Annotated in this window: 11 protein-coding genes; 5 read left to right on the top strand and 6 right to left on the bottom strand. The window is 58.5% G+C overall.

The window, feature by feature from the left end; genetic code table 11:
* Positions 1 to 420: 420 nt before the first annotated feature.
* The 5 genes from ACEWQZ_RS05675 to ACEWQZ_RS05655 all read right to left on the bottom strand — a co-directional run bounded on the left by ACEWQZ_RS05675 (position 421) and on the right by ACEWQZ_RS05655 (position 5,192).
* On the bottom strand, positions 421 to 1,254 hold the full coding sequence (locus tag ACEWQZ_RS05675) for a DUF3037 domain-containing protein (RefSeq protein ID WP_476482100.1): 834 nt from the start codon (positions 1,252 to 1,254) through the stop codon (positions 421 to 423).
* A complete protein-coding gene (locus ACEWQZ_RS05670; protein WP_476482099.1) occupies positions 1,251 to 1,985 on the bottom strand; it encodes a HipA family kinase in 735 nt (244 codons plus the stop codon). Before ACEWQZ_RS05670 ends, ACEWQZ_RS05675 begins: the two co-directional genes overlap by 4 nt.
* Positions 1,978 to 3,204: a restriction endonuclease subunit S gene (locus tag ACEWQZ_RS05665; protein ID WP_476482098.1), complete on the bottom strand. Its 1,227-nt coding sequence runs from the start codon at positions 3,202 to 3,204 to the stop codon at positions 1,978 to 1,980. The genes ACEWQZ_RS05670 and ACEWQZ_RS05665 overlap by 8 nt, the downstream gene beginning before the upstream one ends.
* A gap of 14 nt (positions 3,205 to 3,218) precedes the next feature.
* On the bottom strand, positions 3,219 to 4,790 hold the full coding sequence (locus tag ACEWQZ_RS05660) for a class I SAM-dependent DNA methyltransferase (RefSeq protein WP_476482097.1): 1,572 nt from the start codon (positions 4,788 to 4,790) through the stop codon (positions 3,219 to 3,221).
* Between the two features lie 177 nt (positions 4,791 to 4,967).
* Positions 4,968 to 5,192: a helix-turn-helix domain-containing protein gene (locus ACEWQZ_RS05655; RefSeq protein WP_476482105.1), complete on the bottom strand. Its 225-nt coding sequence runs from the start codon at positions 5,190 to 5,192 to the stop codon at positions 4,968 to 4,970.
* A 124-nt stretch (positions 5,193 to 5,316) separates the two neighbouring features.
* Between ACEWQZ_RS05655 and ACEWQZ_RS05650 the strand changes: the two genes are divergently transcribed.
* From ACEWQZ_RS05650 to ACEWQZ_RS05630, 5 genes are all read left to right on the top strand, one after another.
* Positions 5,317 to 5,556: a hypothetical protein gene (locus ACEWQZ_RS05650; protein WP_476482096.1), complete on the top strand. Its 240-nt coding sequence runs from the start codon at positions 5,317 to 5,319 to the stop codon at positions 5,554 to 5,556.
* Entirely contained in the window at positions 5,549 to 6,787 is a 1,239-nt protein-coding gene (locus ACEWQZ_RS05645; RefSeq protein ID WP_476482095.1) for an Arm DNA-binding domain-containing protein, read from the top strand. The genes ACEWQZ_RS05650 and ACEWQZ_RS05645 overlap by 8 nt, the downstream gene beginning before the upstream one ends.
* On the top strand, positions 6,787 to 7,200 hold the full coding sequence (locus ACEWQZ_RS05640) for a hypothetical protein (protein ID WP_476482094.1): 414 nt from the start codon (positions 6,787 to 6,789) through the stop codon (positions 7,198 to 7,200). The genes ACEWQZ_RS05645 and ACEWQZ_RS05640 overlap by 1 nt, the downstream gene beginning before the upstream one ends.
* Positions 7,193 to 8,875 (top strand): protein NO VEIN domain-containing protein, encoded by a 1,683-nt coding sequence (locus ACEWQZ_RS05635; RefSeq protein WP_476482093.1) that lies wholly within the window; start codon positions 7,193 to 7,195, stop codon positions 8,873 to 8,875. Before ACEWQZ_RS05640 ends, ACEWQZ_RS05635 begins: the two co-directional genes overlap by 8 nt.
* A 275-nt stretch (positions 8,876 to 9,150) precedes the next feature.
* Entirely contained in the window at positions 9,151 to 9,498 is a 348-nt protein-coding gene (locus tag ACEWQZ_RS05630; RefSeq protein WP_476482092.1) for an antitoxin Xre/MbcA/ParS toxin-binding domain-containing protein, read from the top strand.
* A 46-nt stretch (positions 9,499 to 9,544) separates the two neighbouring features.
* On the opposite strand, the gene ACEWQZ_RS05625 is transcribed toward ACEWQZ_RS05630, so the two are convergent.
* Positions 9,545 to 9,952, bottom strand: coding sequence for an antitoxin Xre/MbcA/ParS toxin-binding domain-containing protein (locus ACEWQZ_RS05625; RefSeq protein ID WP_476482091.1), 408 nt, complete (start codon positions 9,950 to 9,952; stop codon positions 9,545 to 9,547).
* Positions 9,953 to 10,515: the final 563 nt, after the last annotated feature.

Genomic DNA, 10,515 nt, shown 5'->3' with positions numbered 1-10,515 from the left:
GCTGGCGCAGACTGCGGGGCTTCCGGCAACTGGCCGATGTCGTTGCCGGCGTGAAGTTCATCGACGGAATAGATGAACGCAAAATCAGCAGGGACGCCGCTTGATGAGCCAGTGGTCATACACCAGACTTGACAGTAACTCAGCCCGGCCCGATATCCGGGCCATGCAGCACTTCATAGCCCAACTCGGCCAAAGTGGCCAGCGCGTGCTGCTCGTAGGTGTCTTCTGTGATGCTTGTGGTAATCATTGGCTTTCATCACCCCCTCCGGCCCTCCGATCGGACAGCAATTCAAGGTGTTCGAGCTGCTCCGCGTCCTACTCAGCTACCCGAACTGTCGCTGCGTCCGGACTCAAGCGCCGCACACCGCGTCAGCCACGACAAGGCGGATCCACCTGTGCAGTTGGCGAATTGAGCCTAAATCATGCGGCGCGGGCAAAATCAAGCAGCTTCTCGCGCTCATCCCAAAGGATGACTTCAGATTCCGTTTCAATCAGCATGTCGCGAGCCTCCGCATAAGCACGGCTTCGGGTCTGATCTTTACGCTCCGGGGCTGTCGCCGCAAACAACACTCGAGCCGGCAACGCTTCCAGATGTCGCAGTCGTTTGACGCGAAACTGCCACTTTGCTGCCATCTCGAGGATCAGCTTTGGCTGCTCCTGGCTCAAAACCAGCGGGCGAATCGCCTTCAAGGGCTTGTCGCCTTCGCTCTCCACGAAAGGAAAGGGCACCGGGAAATCTTCGGTTCCAAGCTTCCGGGCATGGAAACGATCCGCCAGATTCGCGTCCTGCAGCATGCTGCGCAGGCCTTGTTCGAGCTGCTGCTCACGCTGCTTTTGCGTGGAAAAATTTCGTTCGACGTAATACTGGAACAGTCGCGCGGCTTCTTGCTTGACGTCCCTGCTCAGGACGGCTCGTACACTGCTGAAGCGCACCAGGCTATCGCGCTCGCGAGTCAGCTGCGCGAACAAATTGCGAGCCAGTTCGCGGCGCATCTGCACAGGCTCACTGCTGTCGTGGATCATGCCCTTGATTCGGGTCAGCTCATTGGCGAACTCCTTCAGGGCAGCGCGATACAGTCGGGCGTCAAGCTCGTGAAAGAACTGAGTGACCCGGCCAGCCTTTCGCTGTTCCAGTCGGAAATCGAAATACGGGATGTCCGGCGCCATCATGGCCACGCCTACATTAGCGAACTCACCGGTCTCGACAAACGGCAGGAATCGTATAACGGCGTATTGGCAAGCGGTTCGTTTCATGGCCATTTCCAGAAGCCCTCGTCTTCACAGGTTTGCAGCACGGTCAAAAATTGCGCGAGGTCGACGTTCGCCGGATCCATCTGCTCTTCATCCTGAAAGAGCCAGGGCGCCGGAATGCCCGCCACAATCGTTTCCCAGTCGCTCAGGCATTGTTCCATTCTGCCCATATATTGACGCGGAAGGAACAGATCCGTTCGAACTTTATTGGCAACTCCCGTAAATGCATGACATCTAAAGAACTTTTCTGCAGAAAACTCTTGATCAAAAATCAGATTGTGGTCGAGCACCACGATTTTCTGCCCTTTAGCCCCCCAGAACAGGTTTGGGTTGCCCCCGAGATTGGTCAGGGTTCGATCCATGTTTCCCACCCACCAATCAAATACCAGCACATCACGCTGGACTTCTTCAGGCACCTGGCTGACGGTCGCCGCCTTCAGCTCGATCAACCCCCCGACCTTTCGCGATCCAAACGCCGGCCCCGCACCCAATTCACGCAGATTCAGTTCGGAATCAAGCGCAATCAACTCCCTTGGCACATCGACAATGCAGAACTCGGGCACCGGCAGCCCGAATCGGCGAGCCAGGTAGCCGCCGATCCATTCGCAGACCTGGCTGCGCCGCCCAGCGCCAACTCCCTTGACGTAATAGGTATTGTCATCATCGCCACGGCAGATGAACGGCTTAGTCACGCCCTGTGGAGAACGACCCAGAACCTCGACTATCTCAACCACTCGCCGCGTCCGGATCGAGTTCAGCTTCCGGAACCCGGATTTCGCCGCTGATCAGCTTGGGAAGGAGGCGGTCGCGGAGTTGGGCGAGGGTGACATTCTCTCGAGTTAGCTGAGAAACACGTTGGAACCAAGCAGCAGCCATGTCATCGAAAGCCTGGAGCAGTGGCTGTGACGGCACAAGCACTTCCAGAGGTCGAAACTGCTTCTTGCTAATTTCAGCGAATGTGCTCCCGCCTGCGTTGGACTTGATCACATCCATGTTGGCTTCTGCCCAGTGCAACACAAATGTGTTCGGCACTCCCTGATCGCAGATCATGGCGATAAAGCCCTGATTGACCGAGACCGGCATATCGGCCAAGGCTAGATAACCTACTGGCGCTCGGGACGACATGAGGACTGTTCCTGCTGGAAGCTGGCCAGAAGAAATTTTCTCTACACCCGCTGAGGTGATTCTTCTTGCCGTCGAGATCAGAACCTTCTGTTCAAGCCCCGACAAGTCCTTTGGCGTTGCCCAGTGGTAAACGCCGCCATCCCAGAAGGCTTCCTCCTTGGTTGATGGCGTAGCACCACCCTTGATTGTCACCGTCTCTCCGATTGGGCGAACGGTCCACCCCGCCGGAATCGGACCGAGAGGCGAATCGACCAGGCGGTCGGGAAAGAGGTCGGCGATTTCCGGGGGTGTGTGGGCCGGCTGGCGGCCGGCCATTTTCGCGCGCACGGGGTCGAAGTCCACAAACCAGCTCTTGAACAGGCGCTGGGCCAGTTTCTCCAGGGTGCGAGCGGTTTGGCGGTTAACTTGGATCTTCTTGTCAAATGTTGCGAGTACGTCTGAGATCAGGCGCTGCTCTTCGTACGGTGGCACCAAAACTGGCAGCTGGTAGAACTCGTCTCTGCTAGTGGATGGAATAGCCGACCCGCTGTCCATGCTATTGATGTCTTTAGTCAGCAGCTCGTAATATGCCCATCTGGTATCAATCTTCTCTTTGGGTCTAAGATAGAAGGCAGTATCAATTACAAAAAACGGTGTACTGGAGTAGTGGACCCCGCGATAGGCTCCTTTTCGACCAATAATGACCGATGGGATCTCAGAAAGAAAAGCGTCATGCCATCCAATTGGCCCATTGGTCCCATAAACAGGGTACAAACCAGCAGATTTTTTATAGTCTCGAAGAGATTTCCCGTATTCGAGAGTCGCGAGTTCTCCCCAGGTTGTTTTCATCCAACCCTCGAGCATTAGAGCTTTCTCAATCTATTAGTGATATCTGATTCCAGCGCTGAGCCTTTCGCAAATAGCTCCTCAAGTTCGTTAATCAATCGTGGAAACGCCCGTTCAAAAGGTTCCGCATCCGGATCCTCTTCCAGCGAAGCACCGACATAGCGCCCCGGCGTCAGCGCATAGCCGTGCTCGGCAATTTCTTCCAGGGTGGCGGATTTGCAAAAGCCCTGCTCGTCTTCGTAGTTGCCGTCGGCCCACGGGCTGCCGCACCAGTTGTGGTAGGTGCGGGCAATCTTTTCCAGCTCTTGTTCGGTAAAGGCGATCTGGGTGCGGGAGAGCTGCTTGCCGCCCATCTTGCGGCAGTCGATAAACAGCACCTGGCCGGTGACATCGCCGGTGAATTCACCGCCCTGGCCGCTGTGCGGGGCTTTGTTGCGGGTCAAAAACCACAGGCAGGCGGGGATCTGGGTGTTGGTAAACAGCTGGCCCGGCAGGGCGACCATGCATTCGACCAGGTCGTTGTCGACCAGGGCCTTGCGGATATCGCCCTCGCCGCCGGTGGTGGAAGTCATCGAGCCGTTGGCCAGCACCGTGCCCATGCGGCCGTTGGCGTTGAGTTTGGAGAGCATGTGCTGCAGCCAGGCATAGTTGGCGTTATTGGCCGGCGGCAGCCCATACTGCCAGCGCGGATCGTCGGCCAGCACGTCGGCACCCCAAGCCTTCACGTTGAACGGCGGGTTGGTGAGGATATAGTCGACCTTCAGATGCGGGTGCTGGTCGTTGCGGAAGGTATCGGCGGCTTTGCCAAAGGCGTAGTCGATGCCGCGAATGGCCAGATTCATGCAGGCCAGGCGCCAGGTGGCCGGGTTGGATTCCTGGCCGTAGACCGAAAGGTTGTTGATTCGGCCCTCGTGGGCGTCGACGAATTTTTCGGAATACACGAACATGCCGCCCGAGCCCATGCAGGGGTCGTAAATGCGGCCCTGCCAGGGCGCGAGGATTTCGACCATCAGGCGCACGACCGAGCGCGGAGTATAGAACTGGCCGGCCTTCTGGCCCTCCTTTAGCGCAAATTGTCCGAGGAAGTATTCGTAGACTTCGCCGAAGACATCCTGGGCGTGGTGCTCATCGGTGTCAAAGCTCAGCCCCGAGAAGATGTCGATGAGCCGGCCAAAAACGCGCGGCTCGACCTCGAGCTTGGCGAAGTCTTTGTAGAGCACGCCCTTGAGGGTGTCGTTCTCGCGCTCAATGGCGCGCATGGCCTCGTCGAGCAGCTTGCCGATCTGCGCCAGCTTGGCGCTGTCGCGAATATGCTCCCAACGCGCCTCCGGCGGCACCCAGAAGACGTTGGCCTCATCGTAGGCGTCGCGATCCTCGACGATGTATTCGGCCTGATCCTCGCCGACGAAGTACTCGCTTTCGGGATCGCGCGCCCAGCGGTCGAGGTTGCTGCGCCGCAGCTCGAAGCGGTCGGAGACGTACTTGAGAAAGATCAGCCCCAGCACGGGGTGCTTGTAAGTGGCGGCATCCACATGAATACGCAGCGAGTTAGCCGCGTCCCACAAAATCGTACGGATATCGTCATTCAAGGTGGTTCCCCGCTTAATTTGCTATGCCCATTGTCACCTTACCTAGCACCGTTCTCAAATTCCGAGAAAAGCTAGGGAATTTCGACTGCCTTGCTTCACATAACAACCGTTCTCCCCAAACTCTAGCGAACCCAGCTCGCGCCCCAGCCCCTCTTGGCAAGCGCTTACTCCCAAAGGCTAGTCCGAGGGAACGTACTCTGCCAGATCTTCTAGCCGACACTCAAAGTACGCGCAAAGCTTGTCGAGCACGTCCGTTCGTACGACGGCACCATGCTGATTGAGCATTTTGGAGAGGGTCGCGCGGTTGATGTCTGTTGCCTCAGCCACCTCCTGCACGCTCACCCTTCGCTTCTTTCGGAACTCCAGGTCGGCGATTTGCTGCTTCAGCTTAAATCTTATCATTTCCGTCATTCGTCGAATTAAATTGACACTTGGGGTTGACAATCAACTTTTGGTGTTCATAATAGCCGCTAAACGTCGACTTAAATAGACGTTTGTTGCTTATCCCCAATGTCGGAGGACGATTATGAACGGCAAATATCTTACCACCGAGCAGCTCGCTCAGCGCATTCACTACGATCCGCGCACCATCCGCAATCGCCTGAAAGATTCGGTGCTGATTGAGGGCGTCCACTACTTCCGGCCGTTTGGCGGACGAAAGATCCTGTACCTGTGGGATGCCATAGAGCGTGACATGGTCAAGCACTCCAAGGCCCAGGGCCCGGCCATCCCGCTGGCTGGCGGCGGAGTGGCCAACCATGGGTAGCGTACGGGTACGTCCGGAGAACGGGCGTCTGTTTCTCGACTTCCGCTACCAAGGCATTCGGTGTCGCGAACAGACGCTCTTGCCGGATACCAAGGCAAACCGAAGAAAGGTCCAGCAACTGTTGCGCCAGATTGAGCAGCAGATCATGGACGGCTCTTTCGACTACGCGAAAACGTTCCCGGGCAGCCCCAACATCCGTAAATTCACTAGCGCTCCTACTTTGGGATCAGGGGTTGCCGCCGCACAAACAGTCCCGGCTTCGGCTGGGCCGGCTACGCCCGCTTTCGGTGAGTTTGCGGAAACCTGGTACCAGGAATGCCTCCCGCAGTGGCGGCCGCTCCATCAGGAGTCCGTTCGCGGCGTGCTGGACAAGTATCTTCTGCCGCGCTTTGGAGACTGGACCGTTGGCGAAATCAGGCGCGCCGATATCCTCGCCTTTCGAGCTGAGTTGAGCAAGATGCCCGGTCGGCGGGGCAAACCGCTGGGCAACAGTCGCATCAACAAGGTCATGACCTTCCTGCGTCAGATTCTCAATGAGGCGGCGTTTCGCTACGACTTCAATCCTGCATTCCAGGGAATCAAGTCACTGAAAGTGCCAAAGGCTGATGTGGACCCCTTTTCGCTTGAGGAGGTCAACCGGATCATTGCGTCCTGCCGCGCCGATTACCGGAACTACTTCGTGGTGCGATTCTTCACCGGCATGCGCACCGGGGAGATCCACGGACTGCGCTGGCGCAACATCGATTTTGATCGCGACCTGATCCTGATTCGAGAGACGCTCGTAAATGGCGAAATCAGCCAAGGGGCCAAGACCTATGACTCCTGCCGCGAGATCCCCATGCTGCCAGCGGTCAAGAAGGCCATGCTGGCCCAGCGCAAGGCGACCCCTAGAGACGTCGAGTGGGTTTTCTGGAACCGCAACGGCAGTCCGATTAACCCCCAGAACTTCACAAAGCGCGTATGGCGGCCATTGCTGGCCTATCTCGATCTCGATTACCGACGGCCCTACCAGACCCGCCACACCACCGCGACGCTGATGCTCGCCGCCGGTGAGTCGCCCGAGTGGGTCGCCCGCGTTCTCGGACACACCACGACCCAGATGCTCTTTTCAACCTATTCGCGCTACGTGCCGAACCTGACTCGACAGGACGGCTCGGCGATGGCGCGGCTGCTGGCCTCCCAGGCCGGCGTATCCAGCGATAACGACAACAACAAGAAGGAGAACAACTGATGAACGAGTTCACTCCCCGTCTGCGTCCGCAGGCTGTTGCGGACCACCTCTGGTACAGCTTCCGGATCCGGCCGGGGCAGGCCCTGTGCCTGGCCCTGGAACAACCCCAGACCCGCGATAACCACGAAGCATTGGTGGCCTGGGCGCGCGAAGCCATCGAGCGTTACCACATCACCAGGCTGGAAGATCTGGTCGACCTCATCGAGGGCGACCTGTTCGAGCAGTTGTTCGACGCTGGCCTGGTTGGCGGCATGGTGGAGGCACACCCGGTTCCGCAGCCCATCTCCAGTCGTTTGTTTGGGCCGCCGGACAACCATCGATCCGAGAAGCAGGGTGCCGCTGTTCAGAACCCAGGCGGTAGAAACCACAAGAATAATGTTGTCAACCTTTTCGGGAGGAATCGCCATGACTGAAATCCGCGACCAACACCTCCAGTCCAAGGCGCTCAAGAAAGGCCACTGCAAGCGCATGCTGGATTTCGCTATTCGCGGCCTCCCGCGCCATGCGCTGCCGGGTGAGCAGCACATCGACTACGGCTGGGCTTTCGACATTTACGAGCAAGAAATCCGGCAGCTCGATACGCTCAGCATCCATCCCAAGTGGTTTTCCTCCGGCGTGCTGGGTGCCGCCCTCATCAGTCTCGCGCTCTATCCCCAGACGCTGGAACTGTGGCGTCGCCTGGCTCGCCATGAAGTTTTTCGCAACGAGCGCGGTCCAGATGCGCCGGGATTCCTGCGCGAGCTGATCGAGCGCCATCAGAATGACCCGCTCCTGACCCGCAACCACAACTACCAGCTGTTTCTGTTCCAGACGTCACTTGCCGTGGTGAAGGCCTGGGTCCATCACGATGATCCGGACCACCGCTATCGTCACTTTCTGCCGATTCCGGATGTGGCCGCGATGATTTCCGAGGTGCGGAAACTGCGGGGTGAGCGCAACTCACAGAAGGGCTTTCGCGCGCCGGAGATCACACGCAGCCACTGGACTGAGCTGAGCCCACCCCAGGTTGTTCATGAGCCTGATTTCAGGGAAGTGCTGGCGCTGGCAAAACAGGCCTCGAGCCTCGAGGGCAACTCACTGGATGATTCTATCTTGCGGGATGCCCTGGACTGGGTTGTCGAATCGCATCCGCCCGTCGAACTTGCGCACCCCGCCGCCTTGGCGGCAGCGGCTGTCGGCATTGCCTGCACCCCGGAGTGCCGCAGTCTGTGGGACCGTGTGTTCGCGCTCATTGGTTACCGCGAACCCAACCAGGGCAGCAAGCCGCTATCGGACCTGTCGACCAATATGGTCGACTGCATCGCGCTGGCCAATCGCAGTCAAGACCCAGGCCGTGCGGCCACCAAACTCTACTTCCGCGCTCGGATGCTCACCAGCCTGTGGCTGAAGCAGCCGGACCAGATCCGCATGGCACTGCCGCGTGCTCCGAAGAATCGGCCGCTTGACGCGCTCTGGACCAACCTTGAAGTCAACTTCAGGCCTAGGATCATCTTTGACGGCGAAGGCGCGACGCAGGCACCCGACAAAGACTCGGATGGATCGGACGGCCAGCAAGCTGGCAGTGCTGCTGGCTCGAATCGGAACAAACCCGGCCCAGAAGCCGCGCGCAATCGTTTGGCCACCGGCCAAAAAGCTGAAGAATGGTTTCAGGAGAACTTCCAATCCGCATGCACGAGTTTTAAAGGAGCTGCCCTCGTGGACTGCCGGAACCGGCAAAGTGGCTACGACTTTAAACTCGAGCTCGGCCAGGAGAGTTGGTACGTGGAGATCAAGGCCTTGGCCGACGACGCCGGAGCGATTAGGCTGTCGGATTGCCAATGGGAACGCGCGAAGCTTGAAGGAGAAAAGTACTTCCTGGTGGCGATCAGCGGTATTCACGGAGATCAACCACAATCCTTGGTCATCCGTGATCCCGCCACATATCTCAAGCCGCGTCGAAGAGAGGTTCTAGTGCGTCGCGTGGAATGGGAGCTGAACCTGTCCGAGCTGCGAGCAGCTACAGCCTCAAACACTCAACGACTCACGCCTCGACAAGCCCGAGCCAACCTGGGGTTGCAGCGGGGCTCGGCGGTGCCCCACCCTCTGTAGAACCCCAATCTCAAAAGAAGCGAATCATGCATCCAAACACGCGTTCAAGGACCTCTTATCGGTCCGACTGGCCACCGCCCATTGACTACTGGGAGCGGCCCTGACCTGCCTGGGTTACCAGAGGCTCCGTCATTTGACAGGGGTGGGCCTCTTTGGATATCAGGCAGTACAGTTACGCTAGTTTTCGATCGACACACTCTGCAGTCTCCGCTACAGATATTATGCTGGATGAAGTTGTAGAGGGCGAGGAAGAAATGTCAGAAACAAACCGGCCATTGATCCGAAGCCAATGCGACAGAGATGGCGATATCTGCCCGACCCGGCTGGCCTCGGTGCTCGACCTGCTGCCCGCCGTGTTGGCCCAGGCACTGGGTGTTGGCGAGGCAGAGCTCACTGGCCATCGGCCTTATGCGCCGGAGACCCAGATCCGCCTTGACGGGCTGGTAGACGTTCTCGATCGCAGCCTTGCCCGATGCGGGTCGCCGCCGGCAGCCTGGTACTGGGCGAGCTCCACACCAATCCCCTCTCTTGGCGACAGGACTGCGGTGGAGTTGATCCGGGAGGATCGGGCCTCGGCTGTGCTTGCCTACGTTGACCGGACCAATGCCGGCGGCTTTGCGTGATCGCGCTCGCCGGTAGCCAGCCCCACAAGGCACAGACCACGATCAGTCAAACCGCAGATCCATAATACAGCCGTCCCAGCACGCCTTCAGCGTCTTCAAGACCAGCGGCACTAGCTGCTGCACACTGGATTGGCACGCTGCCAGCCAACATTGCATGCGGCTTTCCGAGCCATCGCCTCGCGGTGTCGTCGTCACCGAACACCCGACGACACATCAACCAAATTGCAGCAATACGGTAGACTCGCTCGCTGTTGGCGCGGTCCAGCTCTCCGGCGCGACGGCGCATCACGGTGGCCGGCAATGCCCGCGCCACCAGATCTCGATCCCCCACGGCTTCGATCAGCACCCGTACAGCGGATGCCGGGCAGGCCTCTGGCAGCCCATCCGGGGATGCCGGCAGCCCGAGCAAGTCTGCGATCTCCGATGTATTTGCGGGTAGCGTGGCCTTGTTCATCTGTGCCTAACCATAGCACCGCCGAATTGGCGGGCCAAGCACGGTCAATCCATATCGCATGCACGGGATTGGGTGGGAATCAGGCGGGACGCCGACGCTCGATTGAGGCTTGGGAAAGACCAGACTGCACCTCCACTGCCACGGGGCCCTTCCCGTCTCTCAAGAAGCCTTGTCCGCAGCATAAAGCGGCCCCTCTCCACCGCCGTGAAGAGGGGCAACTCAATCCGCCCGTCCGTGTCGGTTCACTAAGCTGCAATAGCTCACACCTGACAAACCGGGCCGGCGCTACCTTGATCGGTTAATTACCTGACAGTCCCGGTAACGCAGGTATATTCTGCCGCAGTGCCAGCCAACCTGGAAATAGGATTTCAGCGCACTCTGTTATCGGAACTTCTCCTCGTGGCGGGTAGGAAATATCCTACAAACACGCGCCCCTCAGCCTCGACCTGCCATATATTGACGCTGGTCCTGGCGTTCTCCAGGGTGCACGAAATCGAGTAGCCGGAGGATTGACGATTTGTCTGCGCGGCACAACAATGAAAATGGGATTGACTGATACTCAG

This window comes from Wenzhouxiangella sp. YN1, from assembly GCF_056324145.1.
The sequence above is the reverse complement of the archived record's forward strand: the minus strand, read 5'-3'. Positions and strand labels throughout refer to the sequence as shown.